The 25924-nt window shown below is 70.7% G+C and carries 21 protein-coding genes and 1 pseudogene; 11 read left to right on the forward strand and 11 right to left on the reverse strand.

Features of this window, described 5'->3' with window-relative positions:
* Window positions 1-33 precede the first annotated feature (33 nt).
* The 4 genes from ACWGI6_RS24045 to ACWGI6_RS24060 all read right to left on the reverse strand — a co-directional run bounded on the left by ACWGI6_RS24045 (window position 34) and on the right by ACWGI6_RS24060 (window position 6811).
* Window positions 34-3858, reverse strand: a complete 3825-nt coding sequence (locus tag ACWGI6_RS24045) for a multifunctional oxoglutarate decarboxylase/oxoglutarate dehydrogenase thiamine pyrophosphate-binding subunit/dihydrolipoyllysine-residue succinyltransferase subunit (protein WP_453269435.1) — start codon at window positions 3856-3858, stop codon at window positions 34-36.
* Between the two features lie 237 nt (window positions 3859-4095).
* The gene (locus tag ACWGI6_RS24050) at window positions 4096-5232 is read right to left on the reverse strand and encodes a sensor histidine kinase (protein WP_453269436.1); all 1137 of its coding nucleotides are present in this window, start codon (window positions 5230-5232) and stop codon (window positions 4096-4098) included.
* Window positions 5229-5969 (reverse strand): response regulator transcription factor, encoded by a 741-nt coding sequence (locus ACWGI6_RS24055; protein ID WP_393908723.1) that lies wholly within the window; start codon window positions 5967-5969, stop codon window positions 5229-5231. Before ACWGI6_RS24055 ends, ACWGI6_RS24050 begins: the two co-directional genes overlap by 4 nt.
* Window positions 5970-6043: 74 nt before the next feature.
* A complete protein-coding gene (locus tag ACWGI6_RS24060; RefSeq protein ID WP_453269437.1) occupies window positions 6044-6811 on the reverse strand; it encodes a spermidine synthase in 768 nt (255 codons plus the stop codon).
* 218 nt (window positions 6812-7029) lie between these two features.
* Here ACWGI6_RS24060 and ACWGI6_RS24065 point away from each other — a divergent pair, with 218 nt between their 5' ends.
* A complete protein-coding gene (locus ACWGI6_RS24065) occupies window positions 7030-7917 on the forward strand; it encodes a rhomboid-like protein (RefSeq protein WP_453269438.1) in 888 nt (295 codons plus the stop codon).
* On the opposite strand, the gene ACWGI6_RS24070 is transcribed toward ACWGI6_RS24065, so the two are convergent.
* Both ACWGI6_RS24070 and ACWGI6_RS24075 read right to left on the reverse strand, forming a co-directional pair.
* Window positions 7911-8495 carry a hypothetical protein gene (locus ACWGI6_RS24070; RefSeq protein ID WP_393908720.1) on the reverse strand — a complete coding sequence of 195 codons (585 nt, stop codon included), beginning with the start codon at window positions 8493-8495 and terminating at the stop codon, window positions 7911-7913. The genes ACWGI6_RS24065 and ACWGI6_RS24070 overlap by 7 nt on opposite strands.
* 86 nt (window positions 8496-8581) lie before the next feature.
* Window positions 8582-9079 (reverse strand): YfbM family protein, encoded by a 498-nt coding sequence (locus ACWGI6_RS24075; RefSeq protein WP_453269509.1) that lies wholly within the window; start codon window positions 9077-9079, stop codon window positions 8582-8584.
* 175 nt (window positions 9080-9254) lie between these two features.
* Here ACWGI6_RS24075 and ACWGI6_RS24080 point away from each other — a divergent pair, with 175 nt between their 5' ends.
* Together ACWGI6_RS24080 and lon are read left to right on the forward strand one after the other, a co-directional pair.
* A complete protein-coding gene (locus tag ACWGI6_RS24080; protein WP_453269439.1) occupies window positions 9255-10088 on the forward strand; it encodes a pentapeptide repeat-containing protein in 834 nt (277 codons plus the stop codon).
* 103 nt (window positions 10089-10191) lie between these two features.
* Complete coding sequence (lon, locus tag ACWGI6_RS24085; protein WP_393908718.1) at window positions 10192-12651, forward strand: endopeptidase La; 2460 nt, start codon at window positions 10192-10194, stop codon at window positions 12649-12651.
* 61 nt (window positions 12652-12712) lie between these two features.
* Here lon and ACWGI6_RS24090 read toward each other — a convergent pair whose 3' ends face one another.
* Window positions 12713-13573 carry a lysozyme gene (locus tag ACWGI6_RS24090; RefSeq protein ID WP_453269440.1) on the reverse strand — a complete coding sequence of 287 codons (861 nt, stop codon included), beginning with the start codon at window positions 13571-13573 and terminating at the stop codon, window positions 12713-12715.
* A gap of 278 nt (window positions 13574-13851) precedes the next feature.
* Between ACWGI6_RS24090 and ACWGI6_RS24095 the strand changes: the two genes are divergently transcribed.
* Window positions 13852-14355, forward strand: a complete 504-nt coding sequence (locus tag ACWGI6_RS24095) for a MarR family winged helix-turn-helix transcriptional regulator (protein ID WP_453269441.1) — start codon at window positions 13852-13854, stop codon at window positions 14353-14355.
* Window positions 14356-14463: 108 nt separating this feature from the next.
* Here ACWGI6_RS24095 and ACWGI6_RS24100 read toward each other — a convergent pair whose 3' ends face one another.
* Entirely contained in the window at window positions 14464-15309 is an 846-nt protein-coding gene (locus tag ACWGI6_RS24100; protein ID WP_453269442.1) for a hypothetical protein, read from the reverse strand.
* A 577-nt stretch (window positions 15310-15886) separates the two neighbouring features.
* Here ACWGI6_RS24100 and ACWGI6_RS24105 point away from each other — a divergent pair.
* From ACWGI6_RS24105 to ACWGI6_RS24125, 5 genes are all read left to right on the forward strand, one after another.
* A complete protein-coding gene (locus ACWGI6_RS24105) occupies window positions 15887-18931 on the forward strand; it encodes a nitrate- and nitrite sensing domain-containing protein (protein ID WP_453269443.1) in 3045 nt (1014 codons plus the stop codon).
* Window positions 18928-19422 (forward strand): roadblock/LC7 domain-containing protein, encoded by a 495-nt coding sequence (locus ACWGI6_RS24110; RefSeq protein WP_453269444.1) that lies wholly within the window; start codon window positions 18928-18930, stop codon window positions 19420-19422. The genes ACWGI6_RS24105 and ACWGI6_RS24110 overlap by 4 nt, the downstream gene beginning before the upstream one ends.
* Window positions 19423-19495: 73 nt before the next feature.
* Window positions 19496-19897, forward strand: coding sequence for a DUF742 domain-containing protein (locus ACWGI6_RS24115; protein WP_453269445.1), 402 nt, complete (start codon window positions 19496-19498; stop codon window positions 19895-19897).
* A 37-nt stretch (window positions 19898-19934) separates the two neighbouring features.
* Window positions 19935-20543, forward strand: a complete 609-nt coding sequence (locus ACWGI6_RS24120; protein WP_393908711.1) for a GTP-binding protein — start codon at window positions 19935-19937, stop codon at window positions 20541-20543.
* An 89-nt stretch (window positions 20544-20632) separates the two neighbouring features.
* Window positions 20633-21886 carry a styrene monooxygenase/indole monooxygenase family protein gene (locus ACWGI6_RS24125; protein WP_393908710.1) on the forward strand — a complete coding sequence of 418 codons (1254 nt, stop codon included), beginning with the start codon at window positions 20633-20635 and terminating at the stop codon, window positions 21884-21886.
* Between the two features lie 318 nt (window positions 21887-22204).
* On the opposite strand, the gene ACWGI6_RS24130 is transcribed toward ACWGI6_RS24125, so the two are convergent.
* The 3 genes from ACWGI6_RS24130 to ACWGI6_RS24140 all read right to left on the reverse strand — a co-directional run bounded on the left by ACWGI6_RS24130 (window position 22205) and on the right by ACWGI6_RS24140 (window position 24269).
* Window positions 22205-22471, reverse strand: coding sequence for a hypothetical protein (locus ACWGI6_RS24130; protein ID WP_393908709.1), 267 nt, complete (start codon window positions 22469-22471; stop codon window positions 22205-22207).
* 36 nt (window positions 22472-22507) lie between these two features.
* Complete coding sequence (locus ACWGI6_RS24135; protein WP_453269446.1) at window positions 22508-23248, reverse strand: TetR/AcrR family transcriptional regulator; 741 nt, start codon at window positions 23246-23248, stop codon at window positions 22508-22510.
* 73 nt (window positions 23249-23321) lie between these two features.
* A complete protein-coding gene (locus tag ACWGI6_RS24140; RefSeq protein WP_453269447.1) occupies window positions 23322-24269 on the reverse strand; it encodes an AurF N-oxygenase family protein in 948 nt (315 codons plus the stop codon).
* A gap of 168 nt (window positions 24270-24437) precedes the next feature.
* Here ACWGI6_RS24140 and ACWGI6_RS24145 point away from each other — a divergent pair, with 168 nt between their 5' ends.
* Window positions 24438-25547, forward strand: a complete 1110-nt coding sequence (locus ACWGI6_RS24145) for a ferritin-like domain-containing protein (RefSeq protein WP_453269448.1) — start codon at window positions 24438-24440, stop codon at window positions 25545-25547.
* 207 nt (window positions 25548-25754) lie between these two features.
* Window positions 25755-25871 (forward strand): annotated as a pseudogene (locus tag ACWGI6_RS24150) (IS5/IS1182 family transposase); the annotation flags it as partial.
* Window positions 25872-25924 lie beyond the last annotated feature (53 nt).

Below are 25924 nucleotides of genomic sequence, written 5' to 3' on the forward strand. Positions count from 1 at the left end.
GTGCCTACCGGTTGCTCCGGCGACCACGGCGCCTTACGCGTCGAAGGCCTCCGCGACCAGCTGAGCCTGCTCTGCCTGGTGACGCTTGGCGGAGCCGACGGCCGGGGACGAGGAGTGCGGCCGCGAGATGCGGCGCAGACGCTCGCCGTGCGGGACATCGGCACCGACGGCCAGGTCGAGGTGGTCGATCAGGTTGAGGCCGAGGAACGGCCACGCACCCTGGTTCGCCGGCTCTTCCTGGGCCCACAGGTACTTCTCGGCGTTCGGGAACTTGGCGATCTCCGCCTGGAGCTCCTTGCCGGGAAGCGGGTAGAGCCGCTCGATACGGACAATCGCCGTGGCAGCAGCCGCAGCGTCGGTCGCGCTCCGCTTCTCCCGCTCGGCCTCCAGGTCGTAGTAGACCTTGCCGGAGCAGAAGATGACCTTGCGGACGTCCTCGGCCTTGACCGTGGAGTCACCGATGACGGGGCGGAAGCCGCCCGTCGTGAACTCTTCCGTCTTGGACGCCGCGGCCTTCAGACGCAGCATCGACTTCGGGGTGAAGACGACCAGCGGCTTGTGGTGCGGGTTGTGGACCTGCCAGCGCAGCAGGTGGAAGTAGTTCGACGGCAGGGTCGGTGCGGCGACCGTCATGTTGTTCTGCGCGCACAGCTGGAGGAAGCGCTCGATCCGGGCCGAGGAGTGGTCCGGGCCCTGGCCCTCGTAGCCGTGCGGGAGCAGCAGGGTGACGCCGGACGTCTGGCCCCACTTCTGCTCCGCCGAGGAGATGAACTCGTCGACGACCGTCTGGGCGCCGTTGACGAAGTCACCGAACTGCGCCTCCCACATGACCAGCGCCTCCGGGCGGGCCAGGGAGTAGCCGTACTCGAAGCCCATCGCCGCGTACTCGCTCAGCAGCGAGTCGTAGACGTTGAAGCGGGCCTGGTCCTCGGAGAGGTAGAGCAGCGGGGTGTAGTCGTTGCCGGTCTCCCGGTCGATGAGCACCGCGTGCCGCTGGCCGAAGGTGCCGCGGCGGGAGTCCTGGCCGGCGAGCCGGACCGGGGTGCCCTCCATCAGCAGCGAGCCGATGGCGAGGGTCTCGCCCATGCCCCAGTCGATGGTGTTGTCCTCGACCTGGGCCGCGCGGCGCTGCAGCTGGGGCAGCAGACGCGGGTGGACGGTGACCCGCTCGGGGATGTTGACCTGCGACTCGGCGATCCGCTTGACGACCTCCTGGGAGATCGCGGTGTCCACATAGACCGGGAACTCGGCCTTGGGCTGCGGCACCTCGGGGGCCACCGGGGCCGTCGTGGCGTCGCGGACCTCGGTGAAGACCTTCTCCAGCTGGCCCTGGAAGTCCTGCAGCGCCTGCTCGGCCTCTTCCAGTGTGATGTCGCCACGACCGATGAGGGACTCGGTGTAGAGCTTGCGCACCGAGCGCTTCTTGTCGATCAGGTCGTACATCAGCGGCTGGGTGAAGGCCGGGTTGTCCGACTCGTTGTGGCCGCGGCGGCGGTAGCAGATCAGGTCGATGACGACGTCCTTGTTGAACGCCTGGCGGAACTCGAAGGCCAGACGGGCAACGCGGACGACGGCCTCGGGGTCGTCGCCGTTCACGTGGAAGATCGGCGCCTCGATCATGCGGGCCACGTCGGTGGCGTACATGGAGGAGCGGGCCGACTCCGGGGCGGCGGTGAAGCCGACCTGGTTGTTGATGACGATGTGCACCGTGCCGCCGGTGCGGTAGCCGCGCAGCTGGGACATGTTCAGCGTCTCCGCGACCACGCCCTGGCCCGCGAACGCCGCGTCACCGTGCAGCTGGATCGGCAGGACCGTGAAGTCCGTGCCGCCCTTGTTGATGAGGTCCTGCTTGGCGCGCGAGATGCCCTCGACGATCGGGTCGACGGCCTCCAGGTGGGAGGGGTTGGCGGCCAGCGAGACCTTGATCTGCTCGCCGTCCAGGCCGGTGAAGACGCCCTCCTGGCCCAGGTGGTACTTCACGTCGCCGGAGCCGTGCATCGACTTCGGGTCGAGGTTGCCCTCGAACTCGCGGAAGATCTGCGCGTAGGACTTGCCGACGATGTTGGCGAGGACGTTGAGGCGGCCGCGGTGGGCCATGCCGATGACGACCTCGTCCAGGCGCGACTCGGCCGCGGAGTCGATGACCGCGTCCAGCAGCGGGATGACGGACTCGCCGCCCTCCAGCGAGAAGCGCTTCTGGCCGACGTACTTCGTCTGCAGGAAGGTCTCGAACGCCTCGGCGGAGTTCAGCCGGCGCAGGATGCGCAGCTGCTCCTCGCGCTCGGGCGACTTGTGCGAGCGCTCGACCCGGTCCTGGATCCACTGGCGCTGCTTGGGGTCCTGGATGTGCATGAACTCGATGCCGGTGGTGCGGCAGTACGAGTCGCGCAGCACGCCCAGGATGTCGCGCAGCTTCATCATGGACTTGCCGGAGAAGCCGCCGACCGCGAACTCGCGCTCCAGGTCCCACAGTGTGAGGCCGTGCTCGGTGATGTCGAGGTCGGGGTGCTTGCGCTGGTGGTACTCCAGCGGGTCGGTGTCGGCCATGACGTGGCCGCGGACCCGGTAGGAGTGGATCAGCTCGAAGACCCGTGCGGCCTTGGTGACGTCGTCGTCGTGGGAGGCGTCGATGTCCCGCAGCCAGCGGACCGGCTCGTAGGGAATCCGCAGCGACTTGAAGATGTCGTCGAAGAATTCGTTCCCGCCGAGCAGCAGCTGGTTCATGATGCGCAGGAACTCGCCGGAGGCGGCGCCCTGGATCACCCGGTGGTCATAGGTGCTGGTCAGCGTCATGACCTTGGAGACACCCAGCTTGTTCAGGGCGTCCTGGGAGGTGCCCTGGAACTCCGCGGGGTAGTCCATCGCGCCGACGCCCATGATCATGGACTGGCCCGGCATCAGACGCGGCACGGAGTGCACGGTGCCGATGCCGCCCGGGTTCGTCAGCGACGCGGTGACTCCGGTGAAGTCGTCCATCGTCAGCTTGTTGTCGCGGGCCCGGCGGACGATGTCCTCGTAGGCCTGCCAGAACTCGAAGAAGGTCAGCGTCTCGGCCTTCTTGATGGCGGCGACGACGAGCTGGCGGTCGCCGTTCGGCTTCACCAGGTCGATGGCCAGACCGAGGTTGATGTGCTCGGGCTTGACCAGCGTCGGCTTGCCGTCCTTCTCCGCGAAGGAGTGGTTCATCGACGGCATGGCCTTGAGGGCCTGCACCATCGCGTACCCGATGAGGTGGGTGAAGGAGACCTTCCCGCCACGGGCGCGCTTGAGGTGGTTGTTGATCACGATGCGGTTGTCGAAGAGCAGCTTCACCGGGACCGCGCGGACGGACGTGGCCGTCGGCAGCTCCAGGGAGGCGTTCATGTTCTTCGCAACGGCGGCCGAGGGGCCGCGCAGGGTGACGAACTCGGGACCGCCCGTGACCTCGCCGTCGGCCTTCTGAGCGGCGGCCTTGGCGGCCGGCTTGGCCGGCGCGGCCTTCGCCGGAGCGGCCTTGGCCGGGGCCGGCGCGCTCGCGGCCGGCTTCGCCGGGGTGACCGGCTGTGCCGCGGCGGACGGCTGAGCGGCGGCGGACGGCTTCGGCTCGGCTGCGGCGGGCGCCGCCGGGGACGACTGCGCCGGGGCTGCCGGAGCGGGGGCTGAGCCCTCCGTCGGCTGGCTCGGCGCGGTGGCACCGCCCGGCTTGTAGTCGGCGAAGAAGTCCCACCAGGCTCGGTCTACCGAGTTCGGGTCCTGGAGGTACTGCTGGTAGATCTCGTCGACGAGCCACTCATTGGGACCGAACGCGGCAGCAGGGTTCTTTCCCTGCCCCTCTTGGTCGGTCGAGATGCTCGAGCTGTTGGGGGACTGTAGCGACACGGCGGCAACCGCCCTCTTCCGCTTCCTAAGGTGGTGGACAGCGGGAATAAAGGCTACGCCTGTTGTGACCCTTGATGCAGGCTGGGAGGGGTACTCGTCGCGTACGTCACATTCCCGGAGGGGTTTCGGGGCACGACTTGGCGGGAAACACACGAAGTTTGCCTGTGTGCGGGTAGGGCTCATCGCCGTGGGACCCCGACAGGAGTGCTTCCACCACCGACCCTACGTCAGCGGCTGTCAGCTTCGAGCTGACTCCATCCCCGGAAGAGTGACCCGGATCCGGCAACCACGTGGAGATTCGGCCACGCCGATGCGTCCGCCGTGCAGATCCACCGCCCAGCGCGCGATGGCCAGGCCCAGGCCCGTACCCCCGTCGGAGCCGGGGCCCGAGGGGGCGGGGCCGCCGCGGTTGAACCGCTCGAAGACCCGGTAGCGCTCCGACTCGGGAATGCCGGGCCCCTCGTCCTGCACGTCCAGCTCCAGGCTCTCGGCGCCCTCGCCGCGCCGCGCATGCACCGTGACCCGGCCGTGCCGCGGACTGTGCTTGATCGCGTTGTCGATGAGATTCGCCACGACCTGGTGCAGCCGCTCGGCGTCCGCGTGCGCGGTCAGCTCCGGCGGCGAGACATCGAGGTGGAGATGGACGTCCGTACGGGTGTGGGTGCCGGAGCCGGCGACCCCTGACAGCCCCGACAGCGTGGCGGCGCCCCGGCTCATATTGGCCTCCTTGAGCACCCCGGACAGATACGGCCAGACCTCGAAGCGCCGCGCGTGCAGCGGCACCACCCCGTTGTCCAGCCGGGACAGGTCCAGAAGGTGCTCGACGAGGCGGCCCAGCCGCTCGGTCTGCTGCAGCGCCGTCCGCATCGTCTCCGGGTCCGGCTCGCAGACCCCGTCGACGACGTTCTCCAGGACGGCGCGGAGTGCGGCGATCGGGGTGCGCAGCTCGTGCGAGACGTTGGCGACCAGCTCCTTGCGGTGGGTGTCCACCGCCTCCAGGTCGGCCGCCATCCGGTTGAAGGCGTCAGCCAGATCGCCGAACTCGTCGCGGCGCTCCGAGCGGACCCGGCGGCTGTAGTTCCCGTGCGCCATCGACCGGGTGACATCCGTCATCTCGTCGAGCGGAGCGGTCAGGTTGTTGGCCACGAACTGGGTGATCAGCAGCGAGGCGATGATCGAGAAGATCGTGATCACCCGCAGCTCGGTCGCCGAGTGCATCGCGACGAAGACCAGCAGCGTGGTGATGATCACCGAGACACTGACCAGGACCCCGAGCGCGGCCTTCACCGAGCGGTACGGATCCAGCGGGCGCAGCGCCTCCCACACCCGTTGCCACAGCTCGCTCACGGGCCTCCGCCACCACTGCCGCGTCATGCGGCCGGGGTCTCCAGGGCGTAGCCGACGCCGTGGACCGTGCGGATGCGCTCGGCGCCGATCTTGCGGCGCAGTGCCTTGATGTGGCTGTCGACCGTACGGGTCCCGGAGGCGTCCGCCCAGTCCCACACCTCGGCCAGCAGCTGCTCACGGGAGAGCACCGCGCGCGGGGTGTTCGCCAGGCAGACCAGCAGATCGAATTCGGTGGGCGTCAGATGGACGTCCGAGCCGCGCACCCGCACCCGGCGCTGGGCATGGTCGATCTCCAGCTCGCCCAGCCGCAGGATGCCGCTGCGCGGGGTGTGCGCGGCCAGTGCGGCGCGTTCGACCCGGCGCAGCAGGACGTGCACCCGGGCGGCCAGCTCCCGCATCGAGAACGGCTTGGTCATGTAGTCGTCGGCGCCGACGCCGAGGCCGACGAGCATGTCGGTCTCGTCGTCCCGGGCGGTGAGCATCATCACGGGCACCGGTCGCTGGGCCTGGACCCGGCGGCACACCTCCAGGCCGTCGAAGCCCGGCAGCATCACGTCGAGGACGAGCAGGTCCGGCTGCCAGGCCTCCGCGGTCTCCACCGCGGCCGGCCCGTCGGTGGCCGTCTGCACCTGGAATCCCTCGGCGCGCAGCCGGGCCGCGATGGCCTCGACGATCGTCGGGTCGTCCTCCACGACCAGCACCCGGCGCTGGGCGCCCGGCGTGGCAGCGGCGGCGCCGCCCTGCGTTGTCTGAGTCTGGTCCATCGCCCGCCCCTGCATGTCCCCTGCGTGGTCGCGTATTGCTGGGCAGCAGCGTACGGGCATGGTGCGACTGTCGGCTACGCGCCCTTCCGCGCAAGATGGACCACGTCAGGGACGCCTCGGACAACGGGGATCTCTTCCGTATGTACCCCGCTGAAACCGGCATTTCGCAAGGCGTCCTCGAAGGACGGCGAGGGTTGCGCGGACCAGACGGCGAGTACTCCGCCGGGTGTCAGACGGTCACGGCAGGCGGCGAGTCCACCGGGGGAGTAGAGGCTGTTGTTGTCCTCGGTGACGGTCCAGTCGGGGCCGTTGTCGATGTCCAGGCAGAGGGCGTCGTAGGCGTCCTGGCCCGCTTCCGCCCGCAGATGGGCGACCAGGTCGGCGTGCAGGACCTCGCTGCGGGGGTCGGCCAGCGCCGCCGCCGAGACCGCCGAGAGCGGGCCCGTACGGTGCCAGTCGATGACCGCCTCCTCGCGCTCGACGACGACGATCCGGCCCCAGCGCGGCTGTTGTGCCGCGCGGACCAGGGAAAACCCGACGCCGAGGCCGCCGATCAGCACGGCAGGCCGGGCCCGGCCGGCCGGCAGTGCGGCCAGTGCGGCATCGATCAGCAGCCGCTCGGACCGGCCGTCGGAAGTGTCCATCAGGAAGCAGCCGTTGGCGATGATCTCGTAGATCAAAGGGGGTGCGGCGGAGGCGCCCGAACCGTCAACTCCCGGGCCCGCGGGAGGTGCGCCCCGTTCCCGTAGCACCACCTCGCCGTACGGGCCCTCGCGGCGGTCGAGCGTGCGCGGGCCCTCGGGGAGGCCGGTCGTTGCCTGCGTCGGAGTAACGGGAGCCATGGCGTCATGGTGGCCATACGGGCCGCGCCGGTCCAATGCTTTGGGCAGGATTCCGCCGCCGGTGGCACGGACGTGGTGCCTCTTCCGAGGGTTGCCTGATGTGAGGGATATCACTCACACAGCTTCTTCATGGGTTGAGCGTGCAGGCTGGTCCGGAACGTAGGGCTGGGCAGAGGAATCACGGCCGAGGGACACGGGCGTGGCTGACCGGATGTGCCATGGACGGAAGGGGCCTCGGACAAGTGAGCTGGCTGGGAACCGCCGAGAGCGCACGGGCCGATCGCGCGCCGTCCGTCATACCGGGGCCGGACAACGGGCCGGATGCAGCAACGGCCGTCCCGCCGGCTTTGCTGCTGGGCATTCCCCGGCAGCGCGAGTCCCGGCAGGCGCTCGCGGAGGCGGCGGAGCCCGCAGTCCCCCGGACGCCCCCGCGACGGCGGCTGCGACTGCTGCCCGGTCCCGCCGGCACCCCCTTCACCTTCGGCTACGCCCTTCTCCTCGTGGCCACCTCGCTCTTCGCCGAGTACGCCGACCCGACGCTGGTCTCCGAACTGCTCCAGGGCTCCAGTACGGACGTCGTCCATCTGGCACAGGCTCCGCTGCTGGTGCTGCTCGCCAGCGCTCTGTGGATCGCGGGCGGTGTGACCTCCGCCTACGCCCTCGGTTTTCTCTTCGTCCTGACGGCCCTGGAGCGGCGGATCGGCGGGCTGCGCACCGCCGCCGTCTTCTTCGGCGGCCATGTGCTGGCCACCCTCGCCACCGAGGTGCCCGTCGCCTTCTCGGTCGCCGCCGGCCGGCTGCCGGAGAGCTCACTGCACCGCCTCGACTACGGCATCAGCTTCGGCGTGATGACCAGCATCGGCGCCCTCGCGGGCCTGCTGCCGGCCTGGTTGCGCTGGCCGCTGCTGGCCGGCGTCGGCTACCTGGCCGTGACGGATCTGCTGGCCTACGCCGACCCGATGACGGAGTGGGGCCATCTGCTCTCGCTCACCCTGGGCGTCGCCGGCTGGCCGCTGCTCCGCCGCTGGCGCACCCGTCTCGCCCGGCCCGCGCCGCTCCTGGGCGACCTGGGCCATCCGGCGCTGCAGGGCGTGCGGACCTACTGAGCGTCCGGGAGCCGCGGGCTCACGGACGGACGGTCGGCCGACCGGTAGGAATGGGCGATGGCGTAGGCGCAGCCGCCCAGCAGGGCCACGCCGGACAGCACACCGCTGACGAACGGCACCCACGCCACGGCCGAGGTCGCCGCCATGCCCAGTCCGGTCATACCGAGCGCGGTCAGCGCGATGCCGGGGACGGCGATGCTGCGCCGCTTCCAGACCGCCATCAGCGCGACGAAGTGCAGACCGACGATCAGCGCGATCCACGCCACGGCGGTCTCCGGGGGCGCGCCCGCCGCCCGCAGCGCGAGATTGCCGCCGATCAGCAGCACCACCTCGGCCCCCACGACGAACGCGAACTTCCCCCGGAACCAGTCCGCTCGGGGAGCCTCGGCGTCCTCCTCGGCGGGCTGCCCGTGGCGCCCGGCCCGCAGCCCGAGCGCCAGCAGCCCGGCGAAGGTGAGCACCGCGAGCACCCGGAGGGCGATACCGATCGCGGGATTCAGCGGGTCGTGTGCGTTGGCGACGACGAAGATCGTCCCGAAGAGTGCGCCGATGAAAACTCCGGACATCCGCTGCAACATGCGGTGAAGGTAGCAGTCATGACGGGGCGTGAGGAGAAAACCGGCCCACTCGTCCGAGCGCGGCCCGTCCGGACCGGGCCGCGCTCCTATCCGAGCCACATGAGCATGCCGTCCCCGTTGTCCGCCGCCGCCCGGAAGAACGGCCGCAGCAGCTCGAAGTGCTCGCTCACATAGTCCAGGGGCTCGCCCCGCTCCCAGACGATCGTCGGGTACACCTCCGCCTTGGCGAGGTCCTCCGGGCCGACGCCGGCCGTCAGACGCTCACCGGATATCTCGGTCAGCGCCCCGGCAGCGGTTCGCACCTGCTCGGGGGTGAGGTAACGGGGCGGACCGTAGCCCCAGTCGTCGGCATCCGGGACGGCCTCCTCGCCGTGGACGATGTCCAACGGGAAGGCCGCCCGGCGCAGCAGGAATCCGAGGGCGTCCCAGGCCTTGTCGATGTCCATGCAGCGCGCCAGCGCGGGCTGTGGACACTCCGCGGCCTCCGCCTCCATCCGCCCGCCGACCAGCTCAAGCGCCCACGCGGGATCGCCGAGGGCGCGGTCGAGTTCGGCAGGTGTGAGGCGTGCGTACTCTCCGATCATGCTCATGGTCCCGAGGCTAGGGGCGACCACTGACAACGCCCGCTGCCGGAGAGCCCGTTGCCCTCCCGCAGCGAGCGAATCCGGCCAGACGCGGTGCACCGCCGCCGGCTGGGAGAATGGTGGCTCCTTCCGAGCGCGGCCCCGTGCGGCGCTCGCCGGCCGCAGGAGAAGCACCTTGTCCCCAGACCGTGAGCAACCGATTCCGGACACCGTCGATCTCGGCCTGCAGTCCGACTGCGGCAGCTGCTTCGGGCTCTGCTGTGTCGCGCTGCCGTTCGCGGCCTCGGCGGACTTCGCGATCGACAAGGACGCCGGCCGGCCCTGCCCGAATCTGCAGACGGACTTCCGCTGCGGCATCCACACCGACCTTCGCCCGCGCGGCTTCTCCGGCTGCACCGTCTACGACTGCTTCGGCGCCGGGCAGAAGGTCTCCCAGGTCACCTTCGGCGGGCAGGACTGGCGGCAGGCCCCGGGGACGGCCCGGCAGATGTTCGACGTCTTCCCCGTCATGCGGCAGCTGCACGAACTCCTCCGGTACCTGGCCGAGGCGCTGACCCGGCCGGCGGCCCGCCCGGTACACGCCGACCTGCGGGCCGCGCTGGAGAAGACCGAACGCCTCACCCGCGGCAGCGCCCAGGAGCTCACGGCGCTCGATGTGCCGGCCCACCGGGGCGAGGTCAATGCCCTGCTGCTGCGTACCAGCGAACTCGTACGGGCCGCGGTCCCGGGCCGCACGAAGGAGCGGCGGGGCGCCGATCTCATGGGGGCCCGCCTCAAGGGTGCCCGCCTCCGGGGCGCCAACCTCCGCGGGGCCTGTCTCATCGCCGCCGATCTCAAGGGCGCCGATCTGCGCACGGCGGACCTGATCGGTGCCGATCTGCGGGACGCGGACCTGGGCGGTGCCGACCTCACCGGCGCCCTCTTCCTCACCCAGCCGCAGCTCAACGCGGCCAAGGGCGACGCCGCGACCAAGCTGCCGGATGCCTTGTCCCGCCCCGCCCACTGGTAGCGCGCCGCGAGTGATCGCTCACAGCGAACGCACCTGGGGGAACATCTCCCCTCCCGGCTGCATTGAGTGAGTAAAGCTCAACTTGTTTGCCGAAGGGGAGATCATGGCTTCGACGTCCACATCGCTCACTCTGCCCGTGCTGCCCCTCGATGACGAGGTCGTGCTCCCCGGCATGGTGGTGCCTCTGGACCTGTCCGACCCGGACGTACGAGCCGCGGTGGAGGCCGCGCAGGCCGCCGCCACCTCGGGTAACAAACCTCGGGTGTTGCTTGTGCCCCGCGTCGACGGGACATACGCCGGCATCGGCACGCTCGGACGGATCGAGCAGGTCGGGCGGCTGTCCGACGGCGATCCCGGCGCGCTGATCCGGGGCCTGGGCCGGGTACGCATCGGTTCCGGCACGACCGGCCCCGGAGCCGCGCTCTGGGTGGAGGGCACCACCGTCGAGGAGACGGTCCCCGATCCGCTGCCCGGTGCGGTGGCCGAACTCGTCACGGAGTACAAGGCGCTGGCCACCAGCTGGCTGCGCAAGCGCGCTGCCTGGCAGGTCGTCGACCGCGTCCAGCAGATCGAGGACGTGCCGACGCTGGCCGACAACTCCGGCTACTCGCCGTTCCTGACCACCGAACAGAAGGTCCAGCTGCTGGAGACCGTCGATCCGGTCGCGCGGCTGAAGTTCGCCACCGAGACGCTGCGCGAGCACCTCGCCGAGCAGGACGTCGCCGAATCCATCGCCAAGGACGTCCAGGAAGGCGTCGACAAGCAGCAGCGTGAGTTCCTGCTGCGGCGGCAGCTGGAGGCGGTCCGTAAGGAACTCGCCGGGCTCAACGGCGATCCGGAGGACGAGGGCGAGGACTACCGCGCCCGGGTCGAGGCCGCCGACCTGCCGGAGGACGTCCGCAAGGCCGCCCTCAAGGAGGTCGACAAGCTGGAGCGGTCCAGCGACCAGAGCCCCGAGGGCTCCTGGATCCGCACCTGGCTGGACACCGTCCTGGAACTGCCGTGGAACGAACGGACCGAGGACGCCTACGACATCGCCGGCGCCAAGGCGGTCCTGGACGCCGACCACTCGGGCCTGGAGGACGTCAAGGAGCGGATCACCGAATACCTGGCCGTCCGCAAGCGGCGGGCCGAGCGGGGGTTCGGGCTCGTCGGCGGGCCGTCGAAGGAGACCTCGCGCAGCGACGCGGGCAAGAGTGGCGGTGGGCGACGGGCCGGCGGAGCCGTGCTGGCGCTCGTCGGGCCGCCCGGTGTCGGCAAGACCTCGCTCGGTGAGTCCGTCGCGCGGGCCATGGGGCGCACCTTCGTCCGTGTCGCGCTCGGCGGCGTCCGGGACGAGGCGGAGATCCGCGGCCATCGCCGTACCTATGTCGGCGCGCTGCCCGGCCGGATCGTCCGGGCCATCAAGGAGGCCGGGTCGATGAACCCGGTGGTGCTGCTCGACGAGATCGACAAGGTGGGCTCCGACTTCCGCGGCGACCCCGCCGCCGCCCTCCTGGAGGTCCTGGACCCGGCGCAGAACCACACCTTCCGGGACCACTACCTGGAGGTCGAACTCGACCTCAGCGATGTGGTCTTCCTGGCCACCGCCAACGTCCTCGAAGCCATCCCCGAGCCGCTGCTCGACCGGATGGAGCTGGTCCGCCTGGACGGCTACACCGAGGACGAGAAGGTCGTCATCGCCCGGGACCACCTGCTGCCGCGCCAGTTGGAGCGGGCCGGTCTGGAGACCGGCGAGGTGACCCTGGAGGACGACGCGCTGCGCAAGCTGGCGGGCGAATACACCCGCGAGGCGGGCGTACGGAATCTGGAGCGCGCGGTCGCCAGGCTGCTGCGCAAGGTCGCCGCACAGCATGAACTCGGCCGGCAGGAGCTGCCGTTCACGGTCGGTGCGGACCAGCTGCGCCCGCTGATCGGGCGGCCGCACCACACCCCCGAGTCGGCACAGGACCCGGCCGAGCGGCGCACCGCGGTGCCCGGTGTGGTCACCGGCCTCGCGGTCACCGGCGCCGGCGGCGATGTGCTCTATGTGGAGGCGTCGCTCGCCGATCCGGAGACCGGGGGGTCCGGGCTCCAGCTGACCGGCCAGCTCGGCGATGTCATGAAGGAGTCCGCGCACATCGCGCTGTCCTTCCTGCGCTCCCACGGTGCGGAACTGGAACTTCCGGTCGCCGACCTGAAGGAGCGGGGAGTGCATCTGCACGTACCGGCGGGCGCCGTTCCCAAGGACGGACCGAGCGCGGGCGTGACGATGACGACGGCCCTGGCCTCGCTGCTGTCGGGCCGGCAGGTCCGGCCGGATGTGGCGATGACCGGTGAGGTCTCGCTGACCGGGCGGGTGCTGCCGATCGGCGGCGTCAAGCAGAAGCTGCTGGCGGCGCACCGTGCCGGGATCACCACCGTGGTCATCCCCAAGCGCAATGAACCCGACCTGGACGAGGTGCCGGCCGAGATCCTCGAAGCCCTGGAGGTCCACCCGGTCGCAGATGTCCGCCAGGTGCTGGAGCTGGCGCTGACCCCCGCCTCGAACGGGGCCGCTCCGGAGGTACCGGTCGCGGCGTGAGGTCGACGGCGGCCGGTCCGGCTCCCCGGAAGGGGGCCGGGCCGGCCGCCGCATGGGTGCATCAGCCGTTGGCGAGCGCCTTGAGACGGTCCATCGTGCCGTTGAAGCGGTTGTGGTCCCCGACCGTTGGGCCGGTCGAGGTGTACTGCCAGATGGTGTGGAAGCCCCAGCCGGCCGGGAGTTCGCCGACCGAGGAGCCGTAGCGCGGTATCCACAGCGGGTTGACGGAGCCGAAGGCGGCGGAGTTGCCGGTGCACTGCTTCCACCAGCTGGTGGAGGTGTAGATGACGGCGTCCCGGCCGGTACGCGCCTTGTAGGTGGCGAACCAGTCCTTCATCCAGTTGACCAGGCCGGCCGCACTCAGCCCGTAACAGGTCGCGCCGTAGGGGTTGTACTCCATGTCGAGCGCGCCGGGCAGCGTCCTGCCGTCCTTGGACCAGCCGCCGCCGTGGCCGACGAAGTAGGTGGCCTGGGCGGCACCGCTGGAGGTGTCGGGCGTGGCGAAGTGGTACGCGCCCCGGATCATGCCGGCGTTGTAGGAGCCGTTGTACTGCTGCGCGAAGGACGGATTGGTGTAGCTGGTGGACTCCGTCGCCTTCACATAGGCGAAGCGGACGCCGCTGTTCCAGAGCGTCGGCCAGGCGACACTGCCGTTGTGGCTGCTGACGTCCACCCCTTCGACGGACGCCGCGAGCGAGGACGCCGGTGGCGCGACGCCGGCCGCGGTGCCCTCGTGCCGGGCGATCTGCGAACCGGCCCAGTCCTGGCCGGGGTGGCTGGGCTCGGGGGCGTGCCGGGTGGCCGCGGCGCCGGCGGCGCCCGGCAGCCCGAGGAGGAGGGAGAGGGCCGCGAGAAGAACCCCGGCCACGGCCGCGAAGGACCGTGCGGGGCGGTGGGGGGAGCCGGATCTGAGCACGGACATACGTGCCTCCGAAGATCTCGGTGGGTGTGACCTGAGGGGGGAGGAGCTGAGGCATGACGCAGGCGTGCGAACACGGCGGTGGCCGTGGATGACGCGCGGTGGAACCGTTGACTCCCTGCCGCCGCTTGGTATGGCCATGCCAGAAATGACGATACGCGCGTAGAACGACGTGACAAAAGAGGGTCGCCGGGCTGCCGTTGGTCTAATCCTGCGAAATACTGGCCGAGCTGCGGCTTCGGCCGCCGATGGCGGAAACTTTCAGGTGAGGGAAAGCAGGAATGGGCGCTGACGTGCACAACACCGGAGCCGACGGTACGACGGCGGACGGCGAACCAATTGGTGTGGACCACGTATTTCTGGCCCTGGAACGCGAATTGGCGGTATTTCTCCGCCGGGCCCGTGCCTCTTCCGGCGAATTGGCGCGAGAGGTACATCCCGACCTGGAGCCCTCCGCGTACGGCCTCCTGGTCCGGCTGGCCGACGCCGGCACCCAGCGGGCCACCGGCCTCGCCGGCTTCTTCGGCGTCGGCAAGGCCACGATGAGCCGCCAGCTGCACGCCCTGGAGAAGCTCGGACTCGTCGCCCGCGAACCGGACCCGGCCGACGGCCGTGCGGTCCTGGTGCGCCTCACCGACGAGGGCCGCGAGCGCTTCACCCGCGTCCGCACCGGTCGCCGCGCCCAGTACGCCCGCCGCCTCGCCTCCTGGGACCGCGACGAGGTCGCCGAACTGGCCCGTCTGCTGCACCGGCTGAACACGGAGCAGGAGGGGGAGGAGAGCTGAGGGGCGCCCCCCTGCGGTGCCGTGTCCGGCGCCGCCGTACCCCCGGACCTGCGCCGTCGTCGCGGCGTTCCCCGGCGCCGGGAGAAAATCCCCGCCCGCCGGTCATTGTCACGGCTCCACAAAAATCACCGCCGCGTCATCCCGCGCCTTGCCGCGCGGATACGCCGTGCGCTCCGGGTCCGCCGCCTCCGATGCCCGGACCCGGTCGAGCAGCGCCTGGGGGCCCTGCTCGGTCACCAGGGCCACGCAGTCGGCCCAGGAGCCCTCGTGGAAGACCTCGGCCCAGCGGCTCGCACCGTCGCTGAGCGCGGTCAGGGAGCGCAGGCCGGCACGCGGGGTGCTGCCGGACACCGCGCGGGCGGCCACCGCCGGATCGGCGGCCGCGGTGAAGAAGCCGCCCTCCGTGTTGCGCAGCGCCTCGACCGCACGGGCGTACTTCCGGCCCGCCGCGGCCCGTTCCGCCGAGCCGCGGGGCAGCGCCCGCACGGCGGCGCGCCGTTCTTGGACCGCGGGCGGCAGTTCGTCCAGCCGGGGGTCGCGCACCGGCTGCACCGAGCCGTCCGCCCGCTCCAGGAGGAGAACCGAGTCGGACAGGACGAGGTACTCGACGCTGTCCCCGGACCACCGCGCGGCGACCACGGTTGCCTGCGGAGTGCGGGCGTGAGAAAGGTCACAGGATGCCCGATGGATATCGGCCGTCCGGGAGATGGCCGCGGAGAGAACCTCAGGGAGTGTCATATCCCGGTGTGAAACAGACAGTTCGAGCATTGCGCCACCAAGCCGCGCGGTGAACCACGGCACCGTGTGGCGGCAGCCGTAGTCCTCCTCGGGGGGCGTCACACCGTCCAGGAGGACGAGAGCTCCGCCCTGGCCGGAGGCCGGCACGGCTACCGATGCGTAGTCCTCGTTTGGGCGTTGGGGGTCGCCCGGCTCGGTGGCGAGTTCGATGCGCATGGCCGCAAGTCTGCCGGAGGCCCCGTTCCCGCCCCCGGTGACGGCCGCTCGCGGCGGTGCCGGAGTGCGGCCGGGGCGGCGGTGTACGGAAGGTAAGGACCGCGGGTCCGGCGGTCTGCGGGCGCGCATCCTTCCAGGAGCGGGACGCATCTCCAAACCCGTTCGGGGGTTGCGCGAGGTTGCGGTCGAAAAGGTTGGCGCACGGAAGTTGATGGCCAAACTCCGATTGATGTTCACTCGTTCAGGTGGCCGGGCATGTGTTGCCGAGCCACTGCGCGGTGCCGGTGGAATGGTCGTTGCCCGGATCATCGGGGTGGGGCCAGGACATTCGTCGCGACGCGCAGAGCCGGGCCGTTTCCCCTCGCGGAAGTGTGTACTGCTGCGGTCTTCGCGCAGATCCGCCCCGTGAGCGGAGAGCGAGCCGGGTCCGCGACGCCATATGGCGTGGACAGGCGAGACAGGAATGCGAGCAGCGGTGCGGAAGATGCGGCTTCGAGGCGGCGCAAGGAAGCCGGGATCACCGGCCGGTTCGGTCTCGGGACCGAGCACGGGCTCGGGTCCTGGTAAGGGTCCGGGCATGACGGACGGCGGCGAGGACCGCGTGGGACGGCGTCCCGCGCGCGTGCGCAACCGGCTCGTCGGGGCGGTGGCCGTCGTTGCCGCCGCCGTCCTCGGCGCCGGTGCCCCCGGGCTGATGACCACGGCCGACAACGCCAACAACAGCCAGCAACTGGTCGATCTCGCCCAGCTCAACGCCCACGCCATCGCGCTGGCGCACTCCCTGGCCGATGAACGCGACGGTATGACCGCATACGTCGCCACGGGGCACGGCAGCCGTACGGCGGCGGGGCTGGGCAACACCGCGGCCAACGGCGCCAACGCCGCGGGGACGGACGATGCCGCGACCTCCCGGGCCCAGCGCGCCCGTGTGGACCGGCAGATCGGCGAGCTGCGCTCCGAGGCCCAGGGCGCCGCGGGCGATACCGCCGCGTACAAGGCCGCCGCCAAGCTTCTGGGTGCACTGCCGCAAACCCGTCAAAAGGCGCTGTCCAGGGGCGGATCGGCCGAGCAGATCCAGCACGCCTACACCCAGGCCGTCCAGGCACTCGGTGCGATCAGCGACGACATCGCCCGTGGACTGCCCGCCCGTGCGGACTCCACCGACGCCGACACCCGCGCGCTGCCCGCCCTCGGCCGTGCCACCGAACAGGCCGCGGGCACCCGGGCCCTGCTGCTCGCCGGGCTCAAGGCGGGGGGCAGCCAGCCCCGGCTGACGGCCCTCGCCCAGGTCGCACACGTCCGCGAACAGGGCGCGCTGGGCGACTTCCAGCAGGCCGCGAGCCAGGGTGCCCGGGACCGTTATGTCCGCACCGTCAACGGCGCGGACGTCAACACCGCCGAGCGTTATCTGGCCCGGCTGACCGACCAGCCCCGCCTGGACACCGCCGATCTGCGGCTCAGCCGCTCGCGGGTCCAGAACACGCTCACCAGCCGCATCGGGCTGATGCGCGGCGTCGAATCCGCCATGGCCACCGCCGACATCCAGCGCCTCGGCGCGCTGCGCGACGACGACGTGACGGAGCTGGAGATCCGCATCGGCCTGGAAGGGCTGTGCCTGCTGCTGGCCGTCGGCGCCGGCGTCTGGGCCGCCCGCTCCCTGACCCAGCCGCTCGCCGCGCTGCGGATCGGCGCCAAGCGGCTGGCCGCCGACCCCGCGCACGAGGAGCCCATCACCTACAAGGGCCGCAACGACGAATTCGCCACCGCCGTGCAGTCCGTCAATGCGCTGCACGCCCAGGTCGGCGAGCTGGGGCGGCGCACCGCCGAGCTGGAGGGCGAGCGCAAGCGGCTGGTCGGCGGCCGGCAGCGGCTGGTGGCCGAGCGCGAGGTGCTCCAGGAGCAGGGCGAGGCCCTCAAGGAGGAGATCGCCGATCTCACCGAGCGGCTGGCGGCCCTGCACGCCGGTGTGCACGGCCGGTTCGTCAACCTCTCGCTGCGCACCCTCGGCCTCGTGGAGCGCCAGCTCGGCGTCATCGAGTCGCTGGAGGAGAGCGAGCACGACCCGGAGCGGCTGGAAACCCTCTTCAAGCTGGACCACTTCGCCGCGCGGATGCGCCGCAACAGCGAGAACCTCCTCGTTCTGGCGGGCGCGGAGCAGTACGGCACCAGCCACCAGGGGCCGGTACCGCTGCTGGATGTGCTGCGTGCCGCGATCAGCGAGATCGAGCGCTACGAGCGGGTGCGTATCCAGTCGCTGCCGCCGCACTCCCAGGTCGCCGGCTTCGCGGCGGACGACATCAGCCATCTGGTCGCCGAACTCCTGGAGAACGCCACCGCGTTCTCGCCGCCGAACGCCCATGTCGAGCTGTCCGGCTGGCTGCTGGAGAGCGGCGAGGTCATGCTCTCCGTCCAGGACGAGGGCATAGGGATGACCTCGGAGCGGATGGCCGAGCTCAACGAGCGGCTGACGGACGTCGAAGCCGCCTCGTCCTCCGAGACCGTCGACGAGGCGCTGGGCCTGGGGCTGTACGTGGTGGTGCGGCTGGCCGCCCGGCACGGTGTCCGGGTCCAGCTGCGGGACGCGAAGCAGGGCGGCGTCACCGCCGTCATCGTCCTGCCCGGCTCGATCGTGCCCACCCGCCCGGCCCCGTCGGCCTCATCGGAGAGTGCGCCCCGGGACGTGGCACACACCCCGGTCCTGCCCGGCTCGGTCGCCGAGGCGAACTCCAACGCGCTGCCGACCCGGGTGGCGCGCAGGGACCCGGCATCGCTGAGCGGCCCCGCGGCCGCCCAGGTCCCGGCCCAGGAGACCGGCCACGGGCCGTCCCAGAACGCCCCTGCGCCCGCCGGGCAGCCCGACGGCCACCCGGCCGCACCGGCGGCCGGCCACGACGGCGCCCCGGACGCGGACCCCGCGTCCGCCGGCGACCCCTTCGTCGCCGCCGCGGAGCGTGCGATCGACGCGGCCGGATTCGGCATGCCGGCCGAACCGGCGCCCACCGAGCCGCAGCCGGCCGGCCCCACCACGTACTCCGGGTCCGAACCGAGCCCGTACGGCCCGCGGTCGCCCGGCCCCTACGCCGCCACCACCAGCGGTGCCGGCGAGCACCTCCGGCCCGAGGACGACGGCCACCACGACGCGGACCCGTCGCCCGCCGACACCGGCCGGCCCGGCGCCCCGGGCGACGGGCCCTCCGAAGCCGGCGCGCCCTCGTCCGACCCGTACGCCATCGGTCCGGACCAGCACACGCGCCCCGAGGCGGACGCGGCACCCACGGACGCGGCGCCCGCCGACGCGTCCCCGGCCGAGGAACCGGCCGACCCACAGACCGCCGCCTCGCCCGAGGCGGAGCGGCGGACGACCACCATGGGGCTGCCCAAGCGCACCCCCAAGGTCGTGGCGCAGCAACAGGCGCCGGCCGCCCCGCGCAAGAGCGGTTCGGCGAACGCCGAGGCGCTGCGGCGCCGGCTCGGCGGATTTCAGGCGGGGGCGCGAGACGGCCGGCGTGAAGTCGAGGCCGAGATTGCGGAACGTACAACGGAGCTGACCATCCCACAGACGGACACCGACGGAGCGGGGGCCCCGGGAGAGAGCCACGTTGTCGAGGAGGCACGCGATTGAAGGCGCAAGCGCCCACTGCTTACGGACAGGGTCTGAGCAGTCAGGCAAGGAATCTGCATTGGCTGCTGACCAACCTGGTCGACGAGGTACCAGGAATCCGCTCGGTCGCGGTGGTCTCCTCCGACGGCCTGCTGCTGCTGTCGTCCGACCCGGAGCGGACGGAGGAGGCGGCACGGCCGAGCGGCGGTGACGGTCCGCGGGGATCCAGCGCAGACCTGGCCACCATCGTGTCCGGGCTCGGCAGTCTCACCAACGGTGCCGCGAAGCTGATGGACGGCAGGGCGGTCAAGCAGACGATGGTCACGATGGACGAGGGCAGCCTGTTCGTCATGTCGATCAGCGACGGCTCGCTGCTCGGGGTGCATGCCACCCCGGACTGCGACATGAGCGTCATCGCCTACCACATGGCGCTGTTCGTCGGCAGGGCCGGACATGTCCTCACCCCCGAACTCCGCAGCGAATTGCGCAAGTCGATGGAGAGCCCCCAGTGAGCGAACGTAGTGAGCGAACCGTTGAGAGGTGCGCGCCGAGCGAGTGCGAGGGCGTGCGAAGCGAGGTTTCGGCATGAGCGGCACCCGCAAACTCCCCGTCCGCGGTGGGGACAAGAAACCCTCGCGCGTGCGGCCGTACTCGCTCACCGGCGGCCGGACGCGATTCGGCCATGTCCTGCTCGTCGAGACATTCGTGGCCGCGCTGGAGGCGCCCGAGGAGCGGCGCGAGCTGACGTCCGGCGGCTGGGGCGACCGTGTGATGCCGGAGATGCGCGCGATCGTCGAGCTGTGCCGCCGGATGCGCTCGGTCGCGGAGATCTCCGCGCTCCTCAAGATGCCGCTGGGCGTGGTCCGCGTACTGCTCAGCGACCTCGCCGACCAGGGAAAGATTCGCGTCTACGGCTCCGGGCACGGCTCCGGCCGGCCCGACCGCGCGCTGCTCGAAAGGGTGCTGAGTGGACTTCACAGGCTCTGACACGATATCGGCCGGGGCGACGGCGACCGCCGGTTCCGTGAGCCCGGTGGACACGGCCGCCGACGCGGGGCTGCAGAGCTGGCAGACGGACCGTTCGCGGGCGCCGATCGCCACCAAGATCGTGGTGGCGGGCGGCTTCGGCGTCGGCAAGACCACATTCGTCGGATCGGTCTCGGAGATCACCCCGCTCCAGACCGAGGCGGTGATGACCCAGGCCAGCGCGGATACGGACGATCTGACCTCGACCCCGGAGAAGACCACGACCACGGTCGCGATGGACTTCGGGCGGATCACTCTCGACCAGGAGCTGGTGCTGTACCTGTTCGGGACGCCCGGACAGCAGCGGTTCTGGTTCATGTGGGACGACCTGGTGCGCGGCGCGATCGGCGCGATCGTGATGGCCGACACCCGGCGTCTTGAGGACTGCTTCCCGGCACTGGACTACTTCGAGAGCTGCGGACTGCCGTATGTCGTCGCGGTCAACCACTTCGAGGGGACCGAGGCCTACGCCGTCGAGCACGTACGCGATGCGCTGACCGTGCCGCCGCACGTGCCCGTAGTGATCATGGACGCGCGGAAGCGGGTCACGGTGATCGAGTCGCTGCTCGCGCTGGTCGGCCACGCACTGGAGACCACGCCGGAGTAACCGGCCCCCGTAGGGGGCCACCTGGCCCCGTACGGGCCACCCTCCCCCCACTTCCCCTGAACACAGCAGTAGCAGAGAAGAGTGCCGCCATGCGGAAAATACTCGTCATCGGAGCCGGCCAGTCCGGTCTCCAGCTGGCCCTCGGCCTCCAGTCCCAGGGCTATGAGGTCACCCTCATGTCCAACCGCACCGCCGACGAGATCCGCGCCGGCCGGGTCATGTCGACGCAGTGCATGTTCGACACCGCGCTCCAGTACGAGCGCGACCTCCAGATCAACTTCTGGGAGAACCAGGCCCCGCGCATCGAGGGCCTCGGCGTCTCGGTCGCCGCCCCCGGCAGCCATGAGTCGCCCGAGGGATCGCAGCGCGCCATCGACTGGGTCGGCAAGCTGGACGGCTATGCCCAGTCCGTCGACCAGCGGGTGAAGATGGCCGGCTGGATGGAGACGTTCGCACAGCGCGGCGGCCAGCTCGTCATTCATGGCGCGGCCGTCTCCGACCTGGACTTCTTCGCGAGCCGCTACGACCTGACGCTGGTCTCGGCCGGCAAGGGCGAGCTGGTGTCCATGTTCGGCCGGGACGACTCCCGCTCCCCGTACGACGCTCCGCAGCGCGCGCTCGCCGTCTCCTACGTCCACGGCATGGGCCCGCGCCCCGAGCACCCCGAGTTCGAGGCGGTGCGCTGCAACCTGGTGCCCGGCGTGGGCGAGCTGTTCGTCATGCCGACGTACACCACCTCCGGCCGCGCCGACATCCTCTTCTGGGAGGGCATACCCGGTGGTCCGCTGGATGTCTTCCAGGGTGTCAAGGACCCCAATGAGCACCTCGCCCTGACGCTGGAGCTGATGGAGAAGTTCCTGCCCTGGGAGTACGCCCGCGCCACCAAGGTCGAACTGACCGACGGCAACGGCACGCTGGCCGGCCGCTACGCCCCCACCGTGCGCAACCCCATCGGCCGGCTGCCCTCCGGCGGCCTGGTCCTCGGTGTCGCGGACGTCGTGGTCGCCAACGACCCGATCACCGGCCAGGGCTCGAACTCGGCCTCCAAGTGTGCCGCTTCCTACCTGGCCTCCATCGTCGAGCGCGGTGACCAGCCCTTCGACGGCGAGTGGATGCAGTCCGCCTTCGACCGCTACTGGAACACCGCCCAGCACGTCACCAAGTGGACGAACGCGATGCTGGGCCCGCCGCCCGAGCACGTCCTCAACATCATCGGCGCGGCCGGCCAGCTCCAGCCCGTCGCCGACCGCTTCGCCAACGGCTTCAACGACCCGTCCGACTTCGAGAACTTCTTCTACGACCCGGACAAGGCGAATGCGTACCTGGCTTCTCTGACGGGCTGAAAACCGCCTGCGGCAGGGGCTTGTCTCCCCATGTGGTGGGGTGCGGCGCCGTGCCGGGTTCTCCCCGCCTCCGGCGGGGAGGGGCTGGGTTTTCGGGCTGCCGCCGCGGCGCGTGCTGTGTCGTGGTGGCGGTGACGGGCCTCCGGCGGTGGGGCGCGGGACTGCTTCGCTTTACGTCCCGTACCCCCACCGCCTCCGGCCCGTCACCTTCCGTAGGTGCCGCGGCTGTCCCTGGAGGGGGCGGGGCATGGGTGCTGAGGCCGCGCCGGCGCCAGTGGCAGTGCGCCGGGGTGCTCCCTCGATCAGCGGGTCTTTCGTTCAACGAGGCCTGTGCCAGGGCCACTTGGGCCCGCCGCCCGGCGGCTTCCCCTCGGGGTCGTACTCGTACTTCCAGCCGCTGGGCAGGCCCAGGCGCCCGACCCGTCCCGGGACGCGCCGGTAGACATGCACCGTCGGCGGGCGGTCGTCGTCGTTCGGTACCGGGACCTCGTACGTCTTCGGCGGCTGGCCGGTCATGCCGACCAGTACGGGCAGTACCCGGCCGTCCAGCGGGCCGCCGACGAAGGGGGTGTTCTCGCTTCTCACCCCCTCAGTGTCACACCACCGCGGCGGAACGGCCGGTCACAGCAGATGCGCGGCGTCGCTCACGATGGGCAGGATGCGGCGGGCCAGGTCACCGGCCGGCCCGTCGGCGGTCTCCAGCTTCAGCGCCGCCCGGGCCACCCGCGCGGTCTGCGGGTCCGTGGCCGCGGTGGCGGTCAGCAGCGCGACGAAGTGGTCGACCAGCCAGTCCCGCAGCTCGTCGAGGGCCGGCTGCTTGTCCTCGTCGAGCCAGATCAGTGACGCGGCCTCGACGGCGGTGATCCACATGCGGACGGTCATCCGCAGCCGCAGGCCCGGCTCCGGATCGCCCAGATGCCGCAGGATCTGGTCGGCGGCGGCGCGCCGGACCTCGTCCACGATCGCGGACGTACGGGTCGTCTCCACGACGCTGCCGCCCTGCAGCAGCGCGCTGAACCCCGCGTCGTGCTCGTCGACGAAGGCCAGATAGCGATCCAGTGCGCGGGACAGCCGCCGGGTGAGCGGCCCGGTCTCCGGCTCGGCGAAGCAGCGCTCCAGGATGTCGGCCGCGCTGCGCAGCGCGGCCTCGTACAACTGCTGCTTGCCGCCGGGGAAGTAGCGGTAGACCAGCGGGCGCGAGACCTCGGCGGCGGTGGCGACGTCGTCCAGCGAGACATCCTCGGGCGCGCGCTGTGCGAACAGGCTCAGCGCCGCGGTGAGCAGTTGGCTGCGGCGCTGCTCGACGCTCAGCCTGCGGTAGGCGGGTCGGGGTACTGCTGGGGCGGTGCCGCTGCCGTTCATGAACAGCAGCGTAACCGCCCCGGGTTCCGCCTCGCACAGGTGCTCGGGGCGTACGGGGTCCATGTCGGGGGCTTCAGGCCAGCAGGCCCGAGCTGCGCCACAACCTGCGGCCCATACCGCGCAGTACGCCGATCTCGTCCAGGAAATCGGTCAGCCGCCGGGCGCCGGACTGCATCACCTCGCGGCGGTGTCCGCTGGCCTTGACCTGAGCGACGGCCTCGCTCCTGTCCAGCCCCACATTGCGGTAGACGTCCGGATTGACGAAGGCGACGGAGAAGACCCGGGCCGCCTCGCCGGAGCTGATGCGGGTCAACTCCCGCTCCCAGCGCGGCGCGGTGACCATCTGGCGGCGCAGCTCCTCGCGGGCGTAGCGCACATGCCGGGCCTCCTCGACGACATGGATGCGGGTCACTCCGCGCACGATGGGCTGCACCCGCTCGTCCGGGAACGTCAGCCGCTGCATCCAGTCCAGGATCTCCTCGCCGAGCAGGGTGCAGGCGAACGAACCCGGGGTGGTGGAGATCGTCTTGAGGACGCGGGCGAGCTGGTGATTGAGCCGGGAGACCGGGTACGCCGGCGCGCCACCCTTCTGGATCATGCGCGCGAACATCTTGGAGTGCCGGCACTCGTCGGCAATCTCGGTGAGGGCGTAGCGGACATGCGCGCTGGTCACCGGCTTGTCGTAGATGTGCCGTACGAGCAGTTGCATCAGGATGATCTCGAACCAGATGCCCAGCGACGCGAGCGAGGCGGCCTCGTGCCGGGAGAGGTCCTGCTGCTGCTCCAGCGACATCTTCTGCCACATCGGGGTGTCGTAGAGCGAGACCAGCTCCGGCGGCCAGAACCACTTGCCCTCTTCGAGGGGCGCGTCCCAGTCGAGTTCGGTGTCGGGGTCGAAGGAGTGCTTGGCGGAGGAGTCGAGCAACCGCTCGGCGACCTGTTCCCGGTCCTTGAGCAGACCGAGGGCGTCCCGCAGGACTTCGGTGTCCGTCACGGTCATTGCGGTGGGCGCGCTCGTCATGGCTGTGGCTACCTCGCTAGTGGGTTACCCGCGGTCAAATCTTATGAGACTGCGCGTCAGCAAGGACGTCAATCCCCCGCGCACGAGTTATTGACCCGTCGGTAAGAAACGTGTGAGCCTGCCAACGACCGCCCATAACAAGGCGTTTGGCGAGCCGAGGAGGCGTCCGTGTCGACCCGAGATCTCTACATACAGGACCCAGGCGACCCGGTGTGGAAAGTGCCCGCGTCCGGTGCGGCACGCTTCAGCTGGGACTACGACGACGGGCGCGACCGCCTGCTGGCCCTCTACCAGAAGGGCAAGGACAAGCAGTGGGACGCCAACTTGCGGATCGACTGGGGCCTGGAGGTCGATCCCCACGACCCGCTCGGCACCCCGGACGAGTCCATGTCCCTGTACGGCACCAAGTACTGGGACAAAATGACCGATAAGGACCGCGGCGAACTGCGCCAGCACTACACGTCCTGGCAGTTCAGCCAGTTCCTGCACGGTGAGCAGGGCGCCATGGTCTGCGCGGCGCGGATCGTGGAATCCGTCCCGGACCTCGACGCGAAGTTCTACTCCGCCACCCAGACCATGGACGAGGCGCGGCACGCCGAGATCTACAGCCGCTTCCTCCAGGAAAAGATCGGGATGCTCTACCCGATCAACGACAACCTCCAGGCGCTGCTCTCCGACACCCTCAAGGACTCCCGCTGGGACATGCCGTACCTCGGCATGCAGGTGCTGATCGAGGGCCTGGCGCTGGCCGCCTTCGGCATGATCCGCGACACCACCACCAAGCCCCTGCCCAAGCAGATCCTCGCTTACGTCATGCAGGACGAGGCGCGTCATGTCGCCTTCGGCCGCATGGCGCTGCGCGACTACTACAAGCAGCTCTCCGACGCCGAACTGCGCGAACGCGAGGAGTTCGTCATCGAGGGCTGCTACTTGATGCGCGACCGGCTGCGCGGCCTGGAGGTCCTGGAGAACTTCGGCATACCGCACGACGAAGCCGCCGAATTCACCGAGAACTCCGAGTTCCTGCACCTCTTCCGCAAGCTGCTCTTCAGCCGGATCGTGCCCTGTGTGAAGGACATCGGTCTGTGGGGTGAACGTCTCCAGCGCGCCTACGTGGACATGGGTGTCTTCGAGATGGGCGACTCCAATCTCGATCTGCTCATGGCCGAGGACGAGGAGCTCGCCGAAAAGCTCGACGCGGAGCGCTTCGCGGCCGAGGAGGAGGCCCGTACGGCGGAGGTCGCGGAGGCCATCGCCGAGGGGGCGGCCGAGGACTGAGCGTCAGGGGGACCGCCGGGCCGCCGGGCGCCGCCGGATGGCAGGATCCGGTCATGGACACGGACGACCGCAGGCGACGGCGGGCCCTGGCACACGCCGCCCTCGAAGGGCTGGCGTTCGGCGACGCCTTCGGGGAGCGCTTCTTCCCGCTGTTCCGCCCCCTGCCGGAATCCCGGCAGCTGATCGCGGCCCGCAGCGCCCCGCCCGATCGAGCGCCGCTACTGCCACATCAAACAATGGCGAGGACTCGCCACGCGCTACGACAAGCACGCCATCATCTACCGAGCCGCCGTCCTGCTGAACGCCGTCAGCGCCTTAACCCGTCAGCTATCAGACACACTCTGGTGCGGCCCGTCGGATGATCAGACGTCTGCCGT

Source organism: Streptomyces sp. NPDC054786, assembly GCF_053611685.1.

Bases quoted from the DNA above. Each gene is read 5' to 3' on its own strand.
- ACWGI6_RS24075 (WP_453269509.1), bottom strand. From the start codon at position 9,079: ATGATCGGAGAGTACGCACGCCTCACACCTGCCGAACTCGACCGCGCC.
- ACWGI6_RS24090 (WP_453269440.1), bottom strand. From the start codon at position 13,573: ATGTCCGTGCTCAGATCCGGCTCCCCCCACCGCCCCGCACGGTCCTTC.
- ACWGI6_RS24105 (WP_453269443.1), top strand. From the start codon at position 15,887: ATGACGGACGGCGGCGAGGACCGCGTGGGACGGCGTCCCGCGCGCGTG.
- ACWGI6_RS24100 (WP_453269442.1), bottom strand. From the start codon at position 15,309: ATGCGCATCGAACTCGCCACCGAGCCGGGCGACCCCCAACGCCCAAAC.
- lon (WP_393908718.1), top strand. From the start codon at position 10,192: ATGGCTTCGACGTCCACATCGCTCACTCTGCCCGTGCTGCCCCTCGAT.
- ACWGI6_RS24060 (WP_453269437.1), bottom strand. From the start codon at position 6,811: ATGGCTCCCGTTACTCCGACGCAGGCAACGACCGGCCTCCCCGAGGGC.
- ACWGI6_RS24070 (WP_393908720.1), bottom strand. From the start codon at position 8,495: ATGTTGCAGCGGATGTCCGGAGTTTTCATCGGCGCACTCTTCGGGACG.
- ACWGI6_RS24055 (WP_393908723.1), bottom strand. From the start codon at position 5,969: ATGGACCAGACTCAGACAACGCAGGGCGGCGCCGCCGCTGCCACGCCG.
- ACWGI6_RS24115 (WP_453269445.1), top strand. From the start codon at position 19,496: ATGAGCGGCACCCGCAAACTCCCCGTCCGCGGTGGGGACAAGAAACCC.
- ACWGI6_RS24065 (WP_453269438.1), top strand. From the start codon at position 7,030: ATGGACGGAAGGGGCCTCGGACAAGTGAGCTGGCTGGGAACCGCCGAG.
- ACWGI6_RS24125 (WP_393908710.1), top strand. From the start codon at position 20,633: ATGCGGAAAATACTCGTCATCGGAGCCGGCCAGTCCGGTCTCCAGCTG.
- ACWGI6_RS24050 (WP_453269436.1), bottom strand. From the start codon at position 5,232: ATGACGCGGCAGTGGTGGCGGAGGCCCGTGAGCGAGCTGTGGCAACGG.
- ACWGI6_RS24140 (WP_453269447.1), bottom strand. From the start codon at position 24,269: ATGACGAGCGCGCCCACCGCAATGACCGTGACGGACACCGAAGTCCTG.
- ACWGI6_RS24095 (WP_453269441.1), top strand. From the start codon at position 13,852: ATGGGCGCTGACGTGCACAACACCGGAGCCGACGGTACGACGGCGGAC.
- ACWGI6_RS24135 (WP_453269446.1), bottom strand. From the start codon at position 23,248: ATGAACGGCAGCGGCACCGCCCCAGCAGTACCCCGACCCGCCTACCGC.